Source organism: Rhodococcus sp. LW-XY12 (genome assembly GCF_019317345.1).
In the GTDB taxonomy this organism is placed as follows: domain Bacteria; phylum Actinomycetota; class Actinomycetes; order Mycobacteriales; family Mycobacteriaceae; genus Rhodococcus; species Rhodococcus pyridinivorans.
In genome coordinates this window covers 48,608-69,139 of sequence record NZ_CP079227.1, presented here as the reverse complement: position 1 = coordinate 69,139, position 20,532 = coordinate 48,608, and the positions used below count along the sequence as shown (strand labels likewise).

Genomic DNA, 20,532 nt, shown 5'->3' with positions numbered 1-20,532 from the left:
GGTGGATCAGGCGGTCAAGGCCGGTGTCACCTCCTCGGTGTCCTCGGTGACGCTGTCGGCGGGCTTGTCGGTGCGGGAGCGGGCGAGTACGTCGAGGCCGAGGTAGCGGCGGCCTTCGATCCACTCGTCGTGCTGTTCGGCCAGCACCGCTCCGACAAGTCGGATCAGAGCGGTGCGGTCCGGGAAGATCCCCACCACGTCGGTCCGGCGGCGGATTTCCTTGTTGAGCCGCTCCTTTATCCGGCCCTCGGGGCCGGATCAACCCCTGGTTGTCGACTCGACTCAGCGGTCGAGGCGGTGGAGGTGGTCGGTGAGGGCGTCGGTGACGCGGTGGTGGCGGGCGGCTTCGTCGAGCCAACCGCGGTCGCGGGCGTCGGCCTCGAGAGCCTGGATGTCGGTGCGTTGCGCCTCTAGTGCGCCGCGGAATTCCGGTCCGGTGGCGAAGTTGTCGCAGGTTTCGCAGATGTTGGCGTAGGGGCAGGCGCCGGCCGCTTCATGGCGGGAGCAGTAGCCATGGGCAACACGTGTTTTGAGCATCTCGCTGCCGAGCCAGCTGACGGTGTCGGGGACGATGGGTTTGCCGACCGGAGTGAGGGTGAACCGGCGGCGCATCTTGCCCATGGCCTGGTCGTAGGCGCCGGGCAGGGTTGCGCCGATCGCCGCCACGAGACCGGCGTGCGCATCGGAAGTCACCAACTTCACCCCGGTCAGGCCGCGGGCGACCAACCCGCGGAAGAAGGTCAGCCAGCCGGCGCCGTCCTCGCTGGAGGTGACGTCCAGGCCCAGGATCTCGCGGTAGCCGTCGGCGTTGACGCCCACCGCGACCAGGGCGTGCACGTTCACCACCCGTCCGTTCTCGCGCACCTTGAGCACCAGGGCGTCGGCGGCGACGAACGTGTACGGCCCCTGATCGAGGGGGCGGTTGCGGAAGGCCTCGACCTGGGCGTCGAGATCTTTCGCCATCACGCTGACCTGGGACTTCGACAGCGAGGTGATCCCGAGGGGGTCGATGAGTTTTTCCATTCGGCGGGTCGAGACGCCGAGCAGGTGGCAGGTCGCAACGACCGAGGTCAGGGCACGTTCGGCCCGCTTGCGCCGCCCGAGCAGCCAGTCCGGAAAATAGGACCCTTGCCGCAGCTTGGGGATGGCCACGTCGAGGGTGCCGACGCGGGCATCGAAGTCCCGATGCCGGTAGCCGTTGCGAACGTTGACGCGTTCGTCGGAGCGTTGGCCGTAGCCGGCGCCGCACAGAGCGTCGGCCTCGGCGCCCATCAGGGCGTGGATGAACATCGTCAGCAGCTCGCGCAGCAGGTCGGGGCTGGCGCCGGTGAGTCGGTCTTCGACAAGCCGGCGCAGATCGATATCGTAGGCAGTGGTCATCGCGTGCTCTTTCCTCGAGTCGAGTTGGTAGCTCTCTCGAAGAATCACGCGGTGACCGTCTTTCGTCCGGTTACGACACGCCGGTCATCGGGATCCGATCCGGCTCGTACACCATCCTGATGGACGCAACCAAATGCCAGGCGCCGAATAGGCAAATGGCCCGACAGGTGTCAATAGCCATCGTGATGTGAATCTGGCGCACTTTTCGTGACGACGCTGTGCGTGTCGCTGGCCTGCATCGACGTCGGTAATTGAAGCTCTCTCGGGTGCGCTGAGGATGGCGGGAGGAACTTGCTGTCGATGTTGTCGATGTCCGTCGGGTCGGATCGGTGATCCGCATCGAGGCTCGGCCGCGGGATGAGGGCGCGGTGTGCCCGCGTTGTGACGGCGAAGCGCGGCGAGTGCATTCTCGGTATCGCCGCCAGTTGGCCGATACCGCAATCGGTGGGTATCCGGTCCTGATCGATACTCGGGTCCGACGGTTTTTCTGCGACACGATCGAGTGCGCCACAAAGACCTTCGCCGAACCGGCTCCGACCTGCTCCGCAAACGAATACTCCTCAGCCGATGACGTCCTCGGGATCCGTCACGGAAAGTGGGCCAGATCCAAGATTCACCCGCCGTTGACAGGATCGACAAGGCACTGCACGAAGTGATGGTGGAGCTCAGGTGCACGGCGTCTCCCGCAGTGTCGATGTCCTCCCCGCAGAGTCGGGAGTCAGCTCGGGGATCTCGAATCCGAAGGTCTCGAGGATCTGCGCCGGGCTCGACGCCGCGGTCGCCCGGTTCCGGAAACGCACCTTGACGCACAGCGCCTTCCCGTACGTGTATCTCGATGCCACCTATTGCAGGGTGCGAGTGGGGGAGCAGGTCTGCTCTTCTCATGATCGCCGATGTTCGGTTCCATGGGGCACCGCGCCCGATGGAAGGCGCCGAACGATCGGAGTAGCGATGACTGGGGCCGTAATCGCCGGGAACGTGGTGCAAGGACCGGCGCTGCATCTGATCGACATCGAAAACCTCTGCAACGGTCGGGTGCCGGCTCGGTGTGCAGAGGTGTGGGATCACTACCTGCATCAGGTCGGTGTCAGCACCGAAGACCAGATCACGGTAGCGGTGAGCAGGCGCCATGCGGCGGAGGCCTTCTTCACGCTGCCGGCGACCGCTCGCCGCATTCTGGTGCCGAACACTCCGAACGCGGCGGATGATGCGCTGCTTGAGTCCGTGCAGACGGACCGGGTCGGCTGTCGGCACCGCTCGGTCGTCATCGCCTCGGGTGACGGTGCGTTCGCGCCTTTAGCCCGCGCTCTCCGGGCGGCGGGAATCCGGGTGACCCAGGTGGTCACCGAGGGTGTCGGGGTCAGCGGTGCGCTCTATCGCTCGTGCGAAGACCTCATCCGTCTTCCCGAACCGGGCCGGCCCGTTGAGATTGCGGCGGACGATCCGCGAGATCTGCAGCGGGCCTGTCCCGTACGTGTGGCAACCGAACCACGTGAGCGACGGGCCCCCACGTGCAGGCAATCTTCGGAGGGTGGTTGCGGGCGGTCGGTGCACGGTCGGCAACTGCGCGAGCAGAAACATTCGTCGACAACGACGCGATGGGGATCGCGAAGGCATGGCACAAGGTACGACACATTTCTGATTTCCGCGAGTGCAAGGAGATCGGCAGCAGGCGAACCATCTCGATCGCTTGCGTATACCGGACAGGAGCATTTTGGTGAATGACCCGACATCGGCAGTGCCGAATGATTCCTCGGAACCTCCTGCGGGCGAGGCCGGGCACGGAGCGGATCGACGGGTCGAGGACGACGCACCGTTCGCGAGATTCATATTGTGGTGTGCAGGTGCGAACCCCGCGCATCTGCACGAGAAGGCGGAGCAGCGGTGGTATCACAGCCTGGGGGCTTCGGTGATCTTCACCGCGCTCGTGGCGGGGGCCTCGGCATACGTCCTGGCGATGGCCAGCTTCGATCTCGCGTGGCAGGTGTTGACCGCGATCGCCGTGTTCTGGGCTCTGCTCGTGTTCAACCTCGACCGTTTGATCGTCTCGCGGGTTCTGGGCAAACCCACCTTCTGGAACAAGGTCGGTTTGTTCGTCTCGCGGTTCGCGCTGGCGACCTTCGTCGCTCTCACGATGGCGGTGGGCATAGAACTGCTTTGGTTCAGCCCGGAGATCGAGCAACGGATCGTCGAACTCAACGTCGAGGACCAGCAGCGAGCCGAACGGGAAACGCGCACTCGGGCCGAAGCCGAGTACGCAGTCCACCTCGGAGCACCAGGACTGCAGGAAGACCAACTCGACACAGCGGTGAAGGCCGCAAAAATAGCCCGTCAGGAGGCCGACCGGCGGGTGAAGTGCGAAACGCAACCGGCACCCGACTGTGAGAGTGGCACCGGGGTACCGGGAGTCGGAGCCGAAGCACTTCAAGCTGTCGCGGATTCCGCGGTGGCCACTGATCGGTTGGCCGAGGCGCAGGCTGCCTACGACAACTACGCCGTCATCGCGCGACCGACCACGCTGACCGCTGCCGAACTCGAGACCTGCGGATATCCCGCCCAAGTGTCGTTGACCCGCCAGCAGGAGGACAGCTGCAAGGCCCAGCAGCTTGTCGAGGCCCGCGTGCAGCAGTTGGCGTCCGCGGTCACTCCCAACACCGACGGTATGATCCGTCGGCTGGTCGCTCTGTCCGACCTGGCCGGCGGTGAGCACGGCGCCGCGGTCGTCTGGGGCCGGGTCCTAATCTTCGGGATTGCCTTCATGATCGATCTTGTACCGCTGAGTGCGAAACTGTTCGGTGGCGCCACCGGCCACGACATGCGCGCCCGGCGAGACTCCATAGCGGCAAGCAACGAATATCTGCGAGAGTTGAACAGCTCGGTCCGTAAGGAACCGCACTTTCTGGACAAGACCCGAAGGACGATCACCCCCCTTCGCGCTCTCGGCTTTGCTCCCGATTACGACGACGTAGCCGCCCAAAAACGAGCGAGTCACTACAACGAGCTTTTCGAGAGACAGCACGAAATTCAAAAAAGCTACTGGGCGACCGTTCCCCCGGCGCGATTCAAGGCAGCGAAGAACGCGGAAGACGGTGCCATGGATGACGAATACCACCAAGGTGCAAGTGATGCAGGGTATGTGGCAGATGGCGAAGATGCGCCAACTCGGAGGAACGGTGCTCAACGAGAGTTGTTTTCCGAATCAAACCCCGTTCATCCCCCTGAGCAGACGTTGAGGAAAGGTCAGGTGCTGAAGACGAAAAAGGGGACGGAGTATATTATCGAGAAATCGCTTCAAACCCGAATGAATACCGGGAACGAATTGTGGTACTGCAGAAAGCCTGGCGTCGAAGACGTCTACTACGTGGCTAAAGTCAGCGACGACAGGGGATATCCCGCACTCAAGCGGGATTCAGTTGTGTCCCAGTTTCCGAGTCCATATGTAATCCACCTGGACAGTGGGAGTTCCGTCGATCGCGACGACGAGACTGGACTCTATTTCATTGTGATGCCCTACTACTCCGATGGCGACCTGAAGAGGTATCAGAAGAAGTGGAATCGTAGAATTCCTCTGTCGGTCGCTCTCAATATCACCGAACAGCTGCTCGAGGGGTTAGGCGATGCGCACGGTTCGGGAGCTATTCACTGTGACATCAAGCCGGAGAATATTCTCCTGGATTTATCAAGCGGAGACATCTCCCCCAAAATAGTAATCACAGACTTTGGTGCGTCGAAAATGATGGAAGAGCACGGCAAATTTGGTGTCACCAATGCTTTCAATGGCACGCGGGAATACGCGCCGGTCGAGCAGATAGTGCCGGGAAGCAGATTCGGTAGTCGTAGCTATGCGACCGACTTATGGTCGGTGGCAGCAGTCCTGTACATGATGCTCGTCAATTTGAAGCCTCGTGCGCAACTGGAGCAAGAACTCGAACTCAATCCCGCAATTCCGAAGACGGATGACGGGAAGGTGAACTTCGAGAGCTATCAGTACCAGCAGTGGCTCGTAGATGAGATGGCCGAGATTCCCAGGCTGGATACTGTCGATCCGACGATTCCCCGGCCCGTTGCGGATCTTGTTGCGCTGTGGTTGTCAAAGGATCCGGCGGAGCGGGCTCCCGGATTCGATCTGTTCCGCAAGAAAGACCGTTCTGTGATGGACGATGCCCTTGAACGCCTGAAGAACGCAAGGGTGATGTCACGATGATGGACCCGTCGAACGCTGATCCCGAAAGGTTGGCTCCCTAGTGCCCTTTCTCCCCTTCGAAGCCACCATCAGGGCTGCGCTACAACGGATACGAACTGGCCGAGAAGCAATGAGACCAGTCGAGAACGATCACCCAGTGCCGGCACAGTCTCCAGGCCCGATGGGGGTACCCCCGGGATCAGAGCCAGAGGCGCGGTCTAGTAAGAGTCGACTGCCGATGGCGTTGGGATGGGCGGCGTTCACGGGACTGCTCGTATATATCTGCGCCGCCATACCGTTCGTTCGCGACCACGCGCGCCTTGTGGTCTGGATTGCGTTGATGGTCCTGCCGGGATTGACACTCGCGTGGCACACGCGCCGTAGCAAAGTCGCTCATGATCATTCCGATCAGCTCACCACCGGTGACGAGCGCCCGACTGAAGCAATACAGTCGCAGCGTCATCGTGACCCGTATGGACCAGTGTCGAGAGTCGACCGTTCCACACAGATTCCGGGCGCGGATCACAGCAGTCCCCCTAACCATACGGGTAGAGCGCCGTCGAATGTTGATGACGACGACTCGACCGTCAGCTACCGCGTCGATCGTCCTACTGCGGAATTGAGTGCACGAGTTGATGGCGCACAGTCCGGTGCATTCCTGAGTACGAGCATGCCAGTCACCGATCGCCGCCGGTTGATACTCGACCTTCCCGCTCTCCAGCGTCGTCCTGGAAGCCTCGTGTTCTCAGCTTATTCCGCGACACACGAGGGAATGAGAACCAGCAATCAGGACTTCGCATTGGTGACCCCGGTCCTTCTCGGGATCGCCGACGGCGTAGGTGGTCGGTCGCACGGTGCACAGGCATCGAAAGTTGCCCTGGAATCGGTCGCGCGGTCACTGACCAAGGACCCCGATGTCAGTCTCACCGATGCGGTGGACACTTCCAACTCCGACCTCCGACGACTTCTCGGTGATCAGAGCGACAATTCACCAGCCACCACCTTGGATCTGGTCCACCTCGACGAAACCGGTGACCTGACAGGTGCACATGTGGGCGACAGCCGTGTGGGAGTGTTGGCATACCAGAGCAACCATGTCGATTGGCTCACAACCGATCATGCCTCGGGAAACAACCTGACCCTTAGTGTCGGTTCCCGACCGAACATCCGGCCCGACATTTGGCTCCACTCCGTGGAGCCCGGTGACTTGGTGATCGTTGCGACAGACGGACTGTGGGATACGCCTCACGGAGCTTCGGATGCTGAGCATCTGCTCGTCGAGCATCGTCGACACGCCCCCCAGGAGATCGCACATGCTCTCGTACAGGCAGCGGTCCGCGGTGGAACTCAGGACAATGTCACCGTGGTGATCGGTCGGGTGGAGCGTGTCGCGAGGCGATAGAGATCAAGAACAGCCCTGTTCTTTCCTTCTGGCGTCCTTCTGTTCATCCTGAGTGAGTTGTCGCCGGATCAAGGAGTTATGCCGTGGCTGTCGTCGTAATCGCAGCTCTAACAGCACTGATAATCGGGGGGTGCCTTGCATTGAAATCCTTTTTCGGAGGGGACATGCGTGACTGGTTCTCGCCACGAAAGCTGGCCCGAGGAATTCAGGACAGGATGCCCGCGCCGTCCACGGAGTCAATCCTGCGCCGCGGATTGGATCAGCTCCAGCGCCGTTCTCTCACGACCATCAATTCGAAGGTGTTGCCGACGCACGCGGTTCTGGAGGTTCATCCCGACCTGTACCGGCGGATCGCTCCTGCCTGGCCGAGGATAGCGTGCGAATTATCTACCGCTGCTGCCGAGATGGCTCAACGGGAAGGTTGGGAGAGCAGCGGGGTCTCGTTCTCCCTCAGGGGGAACCCTATGCTCGGCAAATGGGAGGTGGACGTTCGTCCGGACTACCCCGAGGACGATGATGTGATCACCGTCCACACAGGTTCGGTCTTCAGCACGTTCCCTGACGATGAACCGACGAAGGTCGGGGGGATCCCATGGGAGACCCAGTGGTTCGTTGAGTTGCCGGACGGAAGTTCCCGGGAACTGAGCGCAGGACGGCCTCTCATCGTCGGCAAGTCGTCGAACTGTGACATCACGGTTCGTTCCCCGCACGTTTCGCGCCAGCATGTACGTCTGTTCTTGAATCCGGCGATCAACGCGGTGGAGATCAAAGATCTCGACAGCACGAACGGTACGTCGGTTGACGGGCGTGCCGTCGCCTCTCACACGGAGGTGGTAGTCCGGAACGATACGGTGATCGGTCTCGGCGACTCTGATCGGATCAAGCTGGTCTACCGCGCGGTGAAGGCGAACCGTCGATGATTGCTTCGTTGCTCGCGTTCGTGTCCTTGGCTGTCGCGAGCGTGCATGTTCTGCTACTCATGTCAGGGCGCAATCCCGTCCGGTCGCAGATTCGGCGAGACGTTCTCGTCGCCGCTCCGCCTGCGGTTCTGGTGCTGGCCTCGACCGCGCAGCTCAACTGGTCAATTCTTCAGGCTCTTCCGTACGTCGTCGGGGCTTCGCTAGGCGCGGTTCTTCTGCTCAGACTCGCCCCCGTACGAAGCACGCCTGCATCGGGGGTTGCCCTGGCGCAGTCGGCTTGGATGCTTACGTGTCTGGGGGCGGTGACAGCGGAGCGCCTGTACCGCGGGGCCGGCCAGGGGCAAGCGGTGTGGGCTGTTCTCGGGTTGATGGTTTTCGCCTTGGCGTCTTGGTTCGGTGCCAGGTGGAGATCCACCCCGCCTGCGCAGCTCGGTGCCATTGTTGCCGCGGTTGGATGCGTCGGCATCGTTCTCCCTCTCGTTCCGGGGATCGGGGTGGATATCAACGGTGCGCGGGGATGGGTGCAAATCGGGCCGCTGCTCGGTCAACCAGGCGAGATTGCACGGGTGTTCATCGTCGTCGGAATCGGTTTGATGCTGTGCGCGGCAGGGCCTGCACTGCGGTTCGGTCGAATTGCGCCTGCGTGCCTCGCCTGTTCGCCATTCCTGGTCGCCGCGGCGATCGGCGCCTACACCGCCGATTTCGGTCCGGTTCTGGTACTCGGCGCGGCAGTCGGAGCCATGGTCCTTCTGTGCCGACCTCGACCTCGACACGCGCTTGTTCTCGTCGCGGCCGCCGGTGGCGTCACGTTCGCGCTGATGATGGGGGTGAGTCGACTGCGTGCGCGGGTTGAGCAGATGCTCCACCCCGCTACCCCTGCTGGTGACCTGCACAACACCGGTGCCGCACTGCGCGCCTTTGCCAACGGAGGTCTCTTCGGTCGCGGGTTCGGCGACGGTGACCCTCATGCCATCGCGAATGTGGAGAACGATTTCGTTCTGGCGGCAGTCGCCGAAGAGCGTGGACTCGTCGGGATCGTTGCCGTACTCATCCTGTTCGGGGTGTTGACCACGGCGTGTTGGACGGTTGCACTTCGAGCGACCAGCGAGGGCCCCCGACTGTCGGCTGCGGGCCTGGTCTCGATGCTCACAGTCCAGGCCCTGTACGTAGCATCGGCCACACTGACCGTCGTTCCCGTCACCGGCATGGTTGTTCCTTTCCTTTCCCATGGCGGCAGCGCACTCGTAGGGATGTGGATTTCGATCGGCCTGGTCCTGGGAATCGGTTCGCATCCTGTCGTCCCACCGACAGGCGGAACCAGTGGAGCGAAGTTGGCGCATCGGATGACGTCGGCGTCGAGAATCTCAGCTGCTGCTTGGGCCGTGGTCGCGGTCATCGCCACGGTCGTGGTTACGACTCAACCTGTGGCGGCGTCCAGTACCAGCCAGACGCGGTGGAAGAGCGCGCTCGTCACGCGGGATGGGACCACGCTCATCTCGGCGACGAACGAACGCCAGCCTGACCGTAGCCCGGTCGCGCAAACGGCCTTCGCCCCGGACTTGGTGAATTTCGTCGACAACGCGACGGGGCAGCAGTCCTGCACGAAGTCATGGCTTCAATCCTTCGTCGCAGGTCAGTGCATCCCTCAACCGGTCGTGACGTCGCTTCGGGACTCGGTCCAGGGAGCGGTGGAAGCGAGTATGACCGTACCGGGTGATGCTGTAGGTCTTGATCTTCACAGCGGTGAGGTGATCGCACTCTACGAACGACCCCGACCGAATACCTCCGGCGGGATCGCGACATTGTCACCGGTCGAGCGTCCCTCTGCCCCGGGATCTACCTTCAAGACCGTCACTGCGGCAGCAGCCTTGTCCCATGGAATCGACGGTTCGACGCCACAGCGTGAGATCTACACTCCCCCCGGCGGAGTCGGCGATGTCGTCAACGCTTGGAGAGGACCCGGAGGGGGATCTTTGCCGACAGCTCTTGCCGAATCAAGCAACACCGCGTTTGCCGAAATCGCGATTCGAGCCGGCGGTCCCGTCCTCACTGAGACGGCCGAGATGCTGTCATCTTGGTACCGGTGGGGAACCGATGACCACGGGCTCGGCATCGATGTGGGTCCGAACCTTGACGATCCGGATGTCCTTGCTCGAAGTGGATTCGGCCAGGAAGGGGTGCGTGCAACGCCGTTGGCTATGGCTGTTGTCGCAGGGAAGATCGCCTCGGGCGGGACAAGTCCGAATCCCACTTTGGAGGCCGGCACCTGCTCGCGCTCCGGTCAGTTCGTTGCAAAGACACCACTGGCCGATGACAGTTGGACCATCGGCGACCACGTCACCGATCCGATTCGAGAAGGCATGACGAGGGCAGTGACCGAGGGCCACTCCGGAGTTCTCGACGCCATGTCGTTCTCCGTTGCGGCCAAGACCGGAACTGCCGAGGATCCAGAAGGTTTCTACGACGGCTGGGTCATTGCCTATGCACCGGTGGAGACCCCGCGTTTCTCCGTTGCAGTCAGGATCTGGGCAGACCACGAGAGTCTGACCTCTCGCACCGGTGCCATGGACGCTGCACCGGTGGCTGCAGCCCTGCTCAATGCCGCGATGAACACTGCCGAAACGTCCAATCCCTGCACAAGTGAGTGAGAAAGTGAGGTTCCTGCCGATGCCCAACGGACAACTGGAGACGGTGGTGGAAATCTGGGAATCCACAGTAGTGCGATCCGAAGGCGTCCCGTTCGGATCCTTCAAGACCGAATTGGCCGAGATATCCCCTCCTGTCAAGCAGAGAGAGATAGAACTCCCCCTGGGAATGACGGTGGATATTGGAAGAACACCAAAATCGACCATGAAATCGAGGAATCGAATCAACATCACGGGGATCGACGAGGTCTCGCGTGTAGCGCTGACGCTCACCGAAGGCTCTGCCGGCACAACCGTCGAAGTAGGACAGTTAGGCGGAGTGTTCATGCAGTACTGGGGCCACCAGGGCTCGTGGTCAAGGGAACAGTATTCGAGCTTCGAAGTTCGATCCGTTCCTGTTTCCTTCAGGATCGAGACCATCGATCGGTACTTCTGGGTCCTGATCAACCCGTGTGCACGCTTCATACCCGATGAGTACGCTTCGTTCGCAATGGACAACGATGTGACGGACGGGCAAAGGCTGACCATCCCAAACGATGCACCGGCGATCGCAAAGTTCGAAGCACACAAAAATTCTGTGAAGGAGTACTTTCACCAGTTCCTTGAGTGGCCACCCAGAATCTCCCCCGTAGCCGGAGTGCCAAAAGGGCAGAGTGATAAGCGCAAGCAATTCCTCGCGGTGGCATCCGCGCTCACGGAAGTAGGATTCCCTAGGTACTCCGAGTATTCCCGAGACGTTGAATTGATTCAGAGGTTGGTCCAGCACGGGCTGGTCTCACTGAACGCAGACAGGCGGGGTCGCACAGAATCGGTCACGCCGAAAACGAGTCAGTGACCAAGGCGCTTCATGGCCTGTCGCAGGCCATCTCACGGTTGAGGATGGGGCGCGATCGGTCATTCGTTCGCTCCAGCACACGCGGGACACGCCGCGTGTGCTGGGGCGGAGCAGGACATCGAGTAGCGCCTGGGCGAGGCTGAAGTCACAGCCTCGAACACCACTCACACATATCATCGACGGCGCGCACAGCGACGGGGTCGCAGCGCTAACGCGGCGGGACCGCAACGATTGTTCCCAGGGTGCGGGAATGGTGACTGCCCTACACAACGAGGGGTCACTGCGGCTGCAGCCGAAAGCTTGGAGATCGACTACCGACACCGCACAACTCGATGCCAACATGACAGCGGCGCAAAGATTATCCAGGATGTTTGGTCCTGGAGACAGGTTCCCGAGTGCAGCCTCTCTCATCAAGACCGTAGGAGGGGCCTCGGAGAAGCCGTGCAACCCGGCATCAGAAGCGTGCACGGACTGCTTCCACCGCTCGAATGCGGCCGCCCACCCCTCTATGCCGGGATGGCCGGAAGGACCGAGTCTTCTGAAGCGCCGCAGTTGGCGTTCGAGTTGCAGCTCGATACTTCCGATATTGACGGGTACGAGTGCGGCGTCAATGACTGCAGCGACAGCCGAGTACTCGTTGTAGGCCGCCAACAGGCCTGACTGAACCTGCACGCAAGTGATTGCAGTGTTAGCAAGACAGCTACTTCGGACGATGCTCATGCGAGAACTCTTGCGAAGCAGGACTTTCCGCACAAGGACAGCGCTGCTCCCATCGCAACCGAAGCTTGCACAACCACCAGAACGGTCGCATCGTCAAGAGGTCTGGTGACGATGAACTCGAACGTACCAACTGGTGACGGCTTCGGCACGGATGCGTGGCAGATCCCGTGCCGCTCCCTGCGATCATTGCCGAAGAATCCGACGTGGCTGCAGCTCGGTATCATCTGCGCAGTGCAGGGCAGAGCGTCGGTGATAAGAGTGTTGACGATGGCAGCAGGGAGCGGCCGTTCTCCATGTTCAGCTGCCAAAATCAGTTAAGCACCGATAGCAGTTGTAGTAACTAATTGATTGGGCTGCTCTACAGGAGCGCGCCCAGCACGGGGTCCTGCTCCTGCCGGGCCGACACTGGGTGTGGGCACCTTCGTTGCGGGAGCGCCTGGCCATCGTCGAATAGCTCACAACCAACGGGGTTCGTGTGTCGCCTGTTTTTGGAGAGCATGAATCCTCGAATCGGACGGCAATCAGAGAAATCAAAAAGAGCCTTGGCCAGGGAAGATGTGTCCCTCTACTTTTGCCATGCCTCTTTCAGCATGCCGGCCAACTCGTTGGCCAGAGCTCGGTCGGGATGTATCTGCAATCGGGCGACAGCGAGGTCGTAGCATTTGTCGTCCGTGCGGGCTGCTACCACCCATATCACCACGACCTTGCTGGGCTCGACCCGATAGACGATCCGGTATTGTTTGTCACCGACAACGAGTTTCCGGAAGGTGGTCAGATCCCCAGTCTTCTGCCTTGATCCGAGAGGAAGACCGCGTTTCTCGGGTTCGGTTTCCAGCTTCCGCAGGCCCTTGACTACGATCTTTCGTTCGGATCCATCCAGATCACGCAGATCCTCTGCAGCTTCGGGGAGAAACTCGATGCGGTGGGTCATTCGCGGATTCTAGATCACGGGAGGCAGCTACATACCAACGCGCGAACAGATGGCCACCGCCGGGGCAGTTCTGAACGTGAACTCGATCCGTTCGCGCCTTCATATCCCCTGATCCCGGGTCAAGCCCCTGGTAGTGGTGTAACTCGTTTTTGATCCTTCGTTGGTGGTCAGGCGGGTAGTTGCATCAGTTCATCGGTGCTCACCTCCGTCGCCTGGCTGGTGTCGGTGTTGGTGGTCAGGGTGAGCCGGCAGCGGCTGAGCACTTCTAGGCCGAGGTATCGGCGGCCTTCGGCCCATTCGTCGGTCTGCTCGGCCAGGACGGCGCCGATGAGGCGGACGATGGCATCCCGGTTGGGGAAGATGCCCACGACGTCGGTGCGGCGGCGGATCTCGCGGTTGAGCCGCTCGGTTATCCGGCCCTCAGGGATGAGATCAACCCTGATCTCACATCGAATCAGCGATCGAGACGCTGCAAGTGGTCGGTCAACGCCTCAGCGACACGATGATGCCGGGCAGCTTCATCGGGCCATCCACGGTCACGAGCATCGACCTCGAGAGCCTGGATGTCGGTGCGTTGCGCCTCGAGCGCGCCGCGGAACTCAGGTCCGGTGACGAAGTTGTCGCAGGTCTCGCAGATGTTGGCATAGGGACACGCACCCGCGCTCTCGTGACGGGAACAGTAACCGTGGGCAACACGCGTTTTGAGCATCTCACTGCCGAGCCAACTCACCGCGTCGGGGACGATCGGTTTGCCGACCGGAGTGAGCGTGAACCGCCGCCGCATCTTGCCCATCGCCTGGTCATAGGCATCCCGCAACGTCGGTGAAGCCAAAGTGGCGTAACGCAAAGTCATCTGCGGAGTGACATGCCCGAGCAACGCCATCAACGCCTGCAGGCTCATCCCGGCGTTGGCGAGTTCGGTGGCCCAAGTATGCCGCAGCTGATGCGGGGTCACCACCAACGGCGCACCCCCGGCCCCACGCAGTCCGCAAGCCTCGACGGCAGCGAGCAGACCGTTGCGCAGCCGGGTCTGGCTGAGACGGCGGCCGTGTGCGACGAACAGGAAATCGGTCAACTCTCCGGTGCGGGGATGCGGCAATGGCCGACAGATACCACGCCCGCCGGTCCACTCGTCCAACGCGGCGATAGTGGTCGCCGAGAGCGGGACCATGCGTTCGGTGGCGAGCTTGCCCAACGGAACCTTGAGCCAGGTCCCGGCCGGGCCGTAATCGATGACGCTGCCGAGCTCGAGATCCAGTAGCTCCCCGACCCGCAGACCGGCTCCGCGCAGCACCGTCAACCCGATACGAGCGAACGAATCATCCAGCTGGGAAACCGCATTCATCACCGCAGCATCGATGTCGGGCGGCAATGCCCGCGGAAGCGGTTGGTCGAGTTTCGGGACGTCGGCGGCGAAGACCAGACGGCGCGGTGGGGCCTGCTCCCAGCCCCATTCGGTGATGTCCTCGAGCAGGTTGCGCACGCTCAGTACCGTCGATTGGATCACGGCCTTGGAGATGATGCGCCCGGCCCCGGCAGCGGCGCGTTGCCCACGCCAGGTGCGGGTGCGATTCCAGACGAGGAAGCCCTCGATGTGACTGCGGTCGAGATCCTCGAGGGAGGTGACCTCGGGATGGTTGGTGGTGAGGTAGTCCGCGAACGGCAGCAGGTCGTTGATCAGCGATTCGGCCGATTTCGGGCGGAGCACCGATGCCCGGACGGTGACGTAACGCAACAGGGCCTCGCGGATCGGATCGGCCATCGGGGCGTCGGCGAAGCGTTGGGCGTAGGTGCGGGCCCACGGTCGGCGCCGTGGTGGGGTGTCGACGATGCGGGCCTGAAACAGCATTTGTCGCAGTCCCGCGATACGGTTGCGGTAGGCGCGTTTCGATGTATCCGGGATTGACTGTGTGGCAGCCAATGCGGCGTCGAACTCGCCGACGGTCTCGGCGCTCACACCGCTGACGGAACCGCCGTGCCAGGCGAGCAGCACCGCCAGGCACTCGCCGAGGACGGTCTCGACCCATTGCGGTGTCCACCCCAAAACCAGGCCGGCGGCCCGGACCGCGGCGAACCCGTCCGGGTCGCGGTCCTCGACGGCCCGGCCGAGTCCGGTGAGGTTCTTGACGGCCGCGAGTTCGAGGTCGAGCCGCAGGTTGCCGCGTCCGATGAGGTGACACAGCAGTGGCCAGGCCCCGGTGCGGCGTAGTTCGGCCAGCCGGTCGGCAGCGGGTCGGGTCATCCAGTCCCGCAAGTCCGGATGCGTGGTGAGGAAGGTGGTCGCGATGAGGGTGCGAGCGCGCACCGACCTGTCGCTGAGCCCGAGGCTGGCGACGTGCTCGAGGTAGTCGGTGAGCACCGCACCCGGTCCGGCCGGCAGGACGACCGTCGCAACCACCGCGGTGCTCATTGTCGTGTTCCGGCGAGACTGGCGCGGGCCGCGCCGTATTCGGCGGCGAGCTGCTCGACCGACAAATGCACATATTCGGCAGTGGTGTCCGGAGACACATGCCCCATCAATTCTCGCAGCACCATCAGATCGATTCCGGCGGCAGCGAGTTCGGTGCCGTAGGTGTGGCGCAATCGGTGCGGACGCACCCTCGTCGCACCGGAGAGGTCCCGGTGCCGCCGGAACAGCGACCGCAGTCCCGCCTCGGTCACCGGCGCCCCCGCGGTGGGGCCGCGCAGCACCACGAAACACTCCTCGGTCGCCAACCCCGGTGGCCGTTCGAGGCGCAGATAGGCCGACAGTTCGGTGAAGAACACCGCATCGACCGGCACCACCCGTTCCTTGCAGCCTTTGCCGAGCACCCGGAGTCGTCGCTGGCCGAAATCGACGTCTGCCAACCGCAGGGATCGCACCTCGGCGTTGCGCAGCCCGCCGAACAGCATCGCCCACAACATCGCTCGATCCCGATGGGTGCGCAGCGACGCCGCAAACTGCTCGATCGCGTCGGCGTCGAGGGACTCGGGCAGTAGCCGCGGTTGGCGTACCAGCCTGCCTCCGGCTCGGGGTCGGCCCGGCCCGAGGTGTCCGAGCAGTCCTCGCGCTGGTGGTCGCAGTCCCTGTCCGCGCCGCGGTGAGGGCACCGGATTTTCGGTGCGTATCCCGGTCATCACCAGGTATTCGAACAATGCGCGTATCGCCGCGACTCGTCGGTTGATCGTCGATGCCGCAGTGCCCCGATCACCTCGTGTCGCCATGCCTGGGCGGGGTTTGCGGTGCACGTTCTGCCAGTCGACCCACTCGAACACCGTCACCGGCGTCACCGCAGCCACCGTGAGGTCGCGATCGAGCAGGAATCGGGCCAGATTGAGCACGTCGAACGCATATGCCCGCACCGTTGCCGAACTGAATCCGCGTCCGGCCAGATGCGTCAGGAACGCGTTTGCTGCTGCGCATCCTTCCCATTGGCCGTCGATCACATGCCCGTTGCTGCTGATGCGCACCCGAACGGTCATTGTCCGCCGCCTTTCGATCGGAGCCGACACCGCCAGCATGCGCCTCAACCGGTCGTCGGCTCAGGACCTCACGCTGCAACCGTGATCGTGTCGTGGGAGGGCCGGTTAACCGATATGGGGTTGTTGGACCAGATCTGTCGCCACACGTCGTCGGGAAATGCGGTGAAGGCGAGCAGGTCTTCGCGGGCGTCGCCGAGGTGGTCGGCGACCTCGGGCAGCCGGTGCTCGGCGTACTCCAGCAGCCGGTCGAATTGCGCGTTGACCGCCTCCGCGGTGGGCTGGTCGTAGACGCTGTGCAGCATCGCCTTCACGGCCGGCCACATGGACTTGGGGCACACGGCCATGAGGTTCGCCGAGTAGTGGGTGCGGCAGCGTTGCCACGCGGCGCCGGGCAGGTTCGCCGCGATCGCCTCGATGAGCCCGGCGTGGGCATCGGAGGTCACCAGCCGCACCCCGCCCAGGCCGCGGGCAACCAGGTCGGCGAAGAAGGTGTTCCACGAGGCCGTGGTCTCACTGGTGGCGACCTGTATGCCCAGCACCTCGCGGTGGCCGTCGCCGTTGACGCCGGTGGCCAGCAGCACGGAAGCCTTGACGACCTGCTTGTTCTCGCGGACCTTGATCGTCAACGCATCGGCGGTGACGAAGGTGAACGGCCCGGCCTCGTCCAGGCGGCGGTGCCGGAACGCGGCGACCTGCTCGTCCAGGTCCTGGGCCATGCGTGAGACCTGCGACTTGGACAGCGAGTCGATACCCAGGGTCTTGACCAGCTTGTCCATCCGGCGGGTAGACACCCCGGCCAGATAGCAGTCGGCTACGACGGTGATCAGCGCGGACTCGGCTCGCTTGCGGCGCTCGAGCAGCCACTCGGGGAAGTAGCTGCCCGAGCGCAGCTTCGGGACGGCGACGTCGACGGTGCCGACCCGGGTATCCAGGGGCCGGTGGCGGTAGCCGTTGCGGTGGTTGGTGCGCTGTTCCGAGCGGGCGTTCCACTCGGCGCCGCACACGGCGTCGGCATCGGCGGAGAGCAATGCGTTGATCATGGTCTGCAGTAGCTCGCGCATCAGATCCGGCGACGCGTCGGCGAGGGCTTGGCCAAGCAGGCCTGCAGGGTCGACAATATGAGGTGCGGTCATCGTGATGACTCCGTTCGAGGATTCGGTAGAAGGTTGACTCGAAGGATCACACGGTGGCCGCTCTACACCCGTGCACAACACGGAATCGCAGACGATCTCGGCCACCGAGTTACACCACTCTATGGGGCACTACTCTGATCCCGTCTGTGAGGAAGGCTGATGTGGCCCGCCCTGGGGATGGTAGGTCCGGTGGGAATGCTCTGTTAGTTGTATGAGGCCATGACGTTGGTGACACCGGTCCGGAGTTTGCTCGCGGGCGGCCGGTTACCGACGGCAGTATGCGGGCGATGATAGTTGTAGTGCACATTCCACACGTGTAGCGCCTGGGCGCGTTGCCGTTCACTGGCCCAGACGCGGGCGTAGAGGAACTCCTCCGAAAGGATCCGGTTGTAGCGCTCGACCTTCCCGTTGTGACGGGGCGTGTACGGGGTGATCCGCTGGTGCCGGCCACCGTGCAGGACTTTCGCGAAGTCCTTCGCCCGGTAGCAGGACCCGTTGTCGGTGACGACCCGGTGGATGTGCACGATTCCGTGGGCGGCGAAGAACACCCGTGCGCGGTGCATGAACCCGATTGCCGTGGCGGCTTTCTCGTCGTTCAGCGCCTCGGTATAGGCAAGGCGGGAGAATCCGTCGACCGCCGAATGCAGATAGACGTAGCCGGCGCGGGCACCGGCGGTTTTGGCGCGCTCGACCTTCTTCGCCTGGTTGCTGCCACGACCGTGGACCCGCCAACCCCCGCCGTCGGGGATACGGCCGACTTTCTTGATGTCGACGTGCACCATATGGCCGGGCCAGCGGGCGATGATTCGGCGTGGTTCCCGGTTGTTCTCGCCGTTCGGGTCGAGGAACTTGCGCCGGTTCAGGCCGAGGTGAGCGAGGTGTCGGCTGACGGTGCGCACCGAGATGGTGATGCCGTCGGCGCCCAGTTCGTGGGCGATGCGGGCTGCGGACCATTTGCGGGTCCGGCGCAGTGTCTCGATCCGCGTTACGGTCTCGGCCGGTGTTGCGGTGGGCTGGTGGTGCGGCACGCTGGGGCGGTCGAGCAGACCGAGTTCGCCGTGTTCGCGGTAGCGGGCCATCCATTTGCTGGCGCAGGCTCGGGAGATCCCCATCTCGGCGGCAACGTGGGAGAGCGGGCGGGTCTGGCAGCGCTCGACGAGACGGCGGCGACCTTCGACGGACAGCGGGGCGTTACGGTGGAGCACGGACGGGTTCTTTCGTTCGGCGGATGAGTTGGTGGTACTTCCCATCCTGCCGTCGGAGGACCCGTCCGCCTTCTTCAACCCCTCGAGCTGGTGTCTACAACGTCATGACCCGCAACAGTTAGTCCTCGTCGATACCCAACTCGGCAACGAGGTCATCCAGGGAGATGCGTTCGCCTGTATCGGTCGCCATGCGGACCAGCGCAAGGCTGAGAAGTCGAAGGTTCTCTTCGCGCTCGTCCAGATTCTGAAGACGCTCGATATCTTCGGGGCCCACAAGCGCAGCCACGGGCTGGTTGTTCTTCAAGACCACGGTGAGGCGTCCTTCGTGAGCATCGGCGATCCGACGTGACAGAGTCTGACTCAACTCGGTGACGCTGACCAGGTCGCGTGTATCGATCTGCATCGGGTCCACCTCCTCATGCTTGAATAGATGCCTTTATTCTACATAGAATTCTATGTAGCGCAAGGGTGCGATCTACGGGTGCCCGCTCACTCCGATGCAACTGTCGAGGGATGGGGCCTCGTCCGGCAACGGGAAACTGCCTCTTCCGGATCTGGAGTCCGTCGATCGCGTGGGTGAGGTTCCGCAGTGCAGCAATGACCGGATCCGGTAGTGCGTCAGGTTGCGGAGCCCGAGAGCGTAACGGCGCAACCCTTCGAGTCGGCCGCTGATCGCCTCGATCGGCCCGCTCAAGGTCGGGGAGTCGAAGTACGCCAGCACGTCGGCGCGGCGCCGATGCAGCGTGCGACCAAACTGGGCGAGTTCGTCGAGACCGTCCGGACGACGGAGCGGATCGTGTCGATGACCCGGGCCAACCGCTTCTTACTGCGCCGCCTGTCGTGATCGGCGTAGGCGTCGATGACGTCCGGGTAAACCCGCCACGTCATCGCGAACGGCAGATGTCGATCGTCGGCGAACATCGCGTCGAGGCGTCGCCGGTGCCGGTCGCTGAGCAGTTCCTGGTCGGATGCGGGCGGTGCTGCGGGGTCAAGCCGCACGGGTCCGTGCGTGCACCCTCCGAGTGCGCCCGACCGGGTACGGATCGCTGTGCGCCGGCGCCTGCGACGGGGAGAGGACACCGGGCGATCGCTCCCCCTCCGGGGGGAAGGCAGGAACACCTTTCCCGGCTCTACGGTGCTACGCGATCTGGAATCGGTCGTCGCCGAGTTCGACTTCGATGCGCAGCGTGCCGCCGACCGACTCGACGTAACGGCGCAGGGTGTCGAGCTGGATACGGTCGAGCTCACCGCGCTCGATGGTCGAGACCCGGTTCTGCCCCACTTCCAGCCGCTCGGCCACCTGCTTCTGGGTCAGGTGCTGTGCCTTGCGCAGCTCTTTGAGCCGGTAGGCGCGGACCTGGTCGAGCATCCGCGCCTTGCGCGCCTCGACTGAGTTCCGTTGCACCGGGCGCTTGGCGAGCAGGTCTTCGAGGTTGATGCCCATGGACCTCTACTTCCCTTCGAGTCGGTTCAGGTGATCGTCGAAGCGATCGTCCGCACGGGGGATGTTCACCCGGTACCACTTGTCCCATTTCCCGGCCTTGTCGCCGGCCACCGGAAAGATCGCCGTGCGCTGCGGGTTCGAACGCGAACAGCACGCGCAACTCCGATCGGCCACTGGATCCCGGCCGCAGTTCCTTCATGTTCTTGTGACGGGACCTGCTCGTACGAGTCCTGATCCAATTCGATCAGCCAGTCTTCATGTATTCGAGGTCC

General features: G+C 63.0%; 14 protein-coding genes and 5 pseudogenes. 8 read left to right on the top strand and 11 right to left on the bottom strand.

Going from position 1 to position 20,532, the window contains the following annotated elements; translation table 11 throughout:
• Window positions 1-6: 6 nt before the first annotated feature.
• Window positions 7-1,380: pseudogene (locus tag KXC42_RS27860) on the bottom strand (IS256 family transposase).
• A gap of 329 nt (window positions 1,381-1,709) precedes the next feature.
• On the opposite strand from KXC42_RS27860, the gene KXC42_RS27540 reads away from it, so the two are divergent.
• The 8 genes and pseudogenes from KXC42_RS27540 (at window position 1,710) to KXC42_RS25715 (ending at window position 11,365) form a co-directional block, all read left to right on the top strand.
• Complete coding sequence (locus tag KXC42_RS27540) at window positions 1,710-2,036, top strand: transposase family protein (RefSeq protein WP_306840099.1); 327 nt, start codon at window positions 1,710-1,712, stop codon at window positions 2,034-2,036.
• A gap of 13 nt (window positions 2,037-2,049) precedes the next feature.
• Window positions 2,050-2,277, top strand: a pseudogene (locus KXC42_RS27535) (transposase); the annotation flags it as partial.
• A gap of 54 nt (window positions 2,278-2,331) precedes the next feature.
• The gene (locus tag KXC42_RS25740) at window positions 2,332-3,105 is read left to right on the top strand and encodes an NYN domain-containing protein (protein ID WP_257606254.1); all 774 of its coding nucleotides are present in this window, start codon (window positions 2,332-2,334) and stop codon (window positions 3,103-3,105) included.
• Window positions 3,098-5,584 (top strand): DUF4407 domain-containing protein, encoded by a 2,487-nt coding sequence (locus KXC42_RS25735; protein WP_219130642.1) that lies wholly within the window; start codon window positions 3,098-3,100, stop codon window positions 5,582-5,584. The genes KXC42_RS25740 and KXC42_RS25735 overlap by 8 nt, the downstream gene beginning before the upstream one ends.
• A 217-nt stretch (window positions 5,585-5,801) precedes the next feature.
• The gene (locus KXC42_RS25730; protein ID WP_219130641.1) at window positions 5,802-6,965 is read left to right on the top strand and encodes a PP2C family serine/threonine-protein phosphatase; all 1,164 of its coding nucleotides are present in this window, start codon (window positions 5,802-5,804) and stop codon (window positions 6,963-6,965) included.
• Window positions 6,966-7,129: 164 nt separating this feature from the next.
• The gene (locus tag KXC42_RS25725; RefSeq protein WP_219130640.1) at window positions 7,130-7,885 is read left to right on the top strand and encodes an FHA domain-containing protein; all 756 of its coding nucleotides are present in this window, start codon (window positions 7,130-7,132) and stop codon (window positions 7,883-7,885) included.
• The gene (locus KXC42_RS25720) at window positions 7,882-10,533 is read left to right on the top strand and encodes an FtsW/RodA/SpoVE family cell cycle protein (protein WP_219130639.1); all 2,652 of its coding nucleotides are present in this window, start codon (window positions 7,882-7,884) and stop codon (window positions 10,531-10,533) included. The genes KXC42_RS25725 and KXC42_RS25720 overlap by 4 nt, the downstream gene beginning before the upstream one ends.
• Entirely contained in the window at window positions 10,526-11,365 is an 840-nt protein-coding gene (locus KXC42_RS25715) for a hypothetical protein (RefSeq protein ID WP_219130638.1), read from the top strand. Before KXC42_RS25720 ends, KXC42_RS25715 begins: the two co-directional genes overlap by 8 nt.
• A gap of 1,285 nt (window positions 11,366-12,650) precedes the next feature.
• Here KXC42_RS25715 and KXC42_RS25710 read toward each other — a convergent pair.
• From KXC42_RS25710 to KXC42_RS25665, 10 genes and pseudogenes are all read right to left on the bottom strand, one after another.
• Window positions 12,651-13,016 (bottom strand): type II toxin-antitoxin system RelE/ParE family toxin, encoded by a 366-nt coding sequence (locus tag KXC42_RS25710; protein ID WP_219130637.1) that lies wholly within the window; start codon window positions 13,014-13,016, stop codon window positions 12,651-12,653.
• A 167-nt stretch (window positions 13,017-13,183) separates the two neighbouring features.
• Window positions 13,184-13,423: pseudogene (locus KXC42_RS25705) on the bottom strand (transposase); the annotation flags it as partial.
• Between the two features lie 47 nt (window positions 13,424-13,470).
• Window positions 13,471-15,426: a tyrosine-type recombinase/integrase gene (locus KXC42_RS25700; protein WP_064257806.1), complete on the bottom strand. Its 1,956-nt coding sequence runs from the start codon at window positions 15,424-15,426 to the stop codon at window positions 13,471-13,473.
• Window positions 15,423-16,478 carry a tyrosine-type recombinase/integrase gene (locus KXC42_RS25695; protein ID WP_064257805.1) on the bottom strand — a complete coding sequence of 352 codons (1,056 nt, stop codon included), beginning with the start codon at window positions 16,476-16,478 and terminating at the stop codon, window positions 15,423-15,425. Before KXC42_RS25695 ends, KXC42_RS25700 begins: the two co-directional genes overlap by 4 nt.
• 116 nt (window positions 16,479-16,594) lie before the next feature.
• Window positions 16,595-17,611 (bottom strand): annotated as a pseudogene (locus tag KXC42_RS25690) (IS256 family transposase); the annotation flags it as partial.
• 203 nt (window positions 17,612-17,814) lie between these two features.
• On the bottom strand, window positions 17,815-18,816 hold the full coding sequence (locus KXC42_RS25685) for an IS481 family transposase (RefSeq protein ID WP_040270068.1): 1,002 nt from the start codon (window positions 18,814-18,816) through the stop codon (window positions 17,815-17,817).
• 118 nt (window positions 18,817-18,934) lie between these two features.
• The gene (locus KXC42_RS25680; RefSeq protein WP_219130636.1) at window positions 18,935-19,219 is read right to left on the bottom strand and encodes a type II toxin-antitoxin system Phd/YefM family antitoxin; all 285 of its coding nucleotides are present in this window, start codon (window positions 19,217-19,219) and stop codon (window positions 18,935-18,937) included.
• A gap of 180 nt (window positions 19,220-19,399) precedes the next feature.
• Window positions 19,400-19,573 (bottom strand): annotated as a pseudogene (locus KXC42_RS27855) (transposase); the annotation flags it as partial.
• On the bottom strand, window positions 19,507-19,815 hold the full coding sequence (locus KXC42_RS25670) for a hypothetical protein (protein WP_219130635.1): 309 nt from the start codon (window positions 19,813-19,815) through the stop codon (window positions 19,507-19,509). The pseudogene KXC42_RS27855 and the gene KXC42_RS25670, both read right to left, overlap by 67 nt.
• A 139-nt stretch (window positions 19,816-19,954) precedes the next feature.
• On the bottom strand, window positions 19,955-20,260 hold the full coding sequence (locus KXC42_RS25665; protein WP_219130634.1) for an XRE family transcriptional regulator: 306 nt from the start codon (window positions 20,258-20,260) through the stop codon (window positions 19,955-19,957).
• Between the last annotated feature and the right edge of the window lie 272 nt (window positions 20,261-20,532).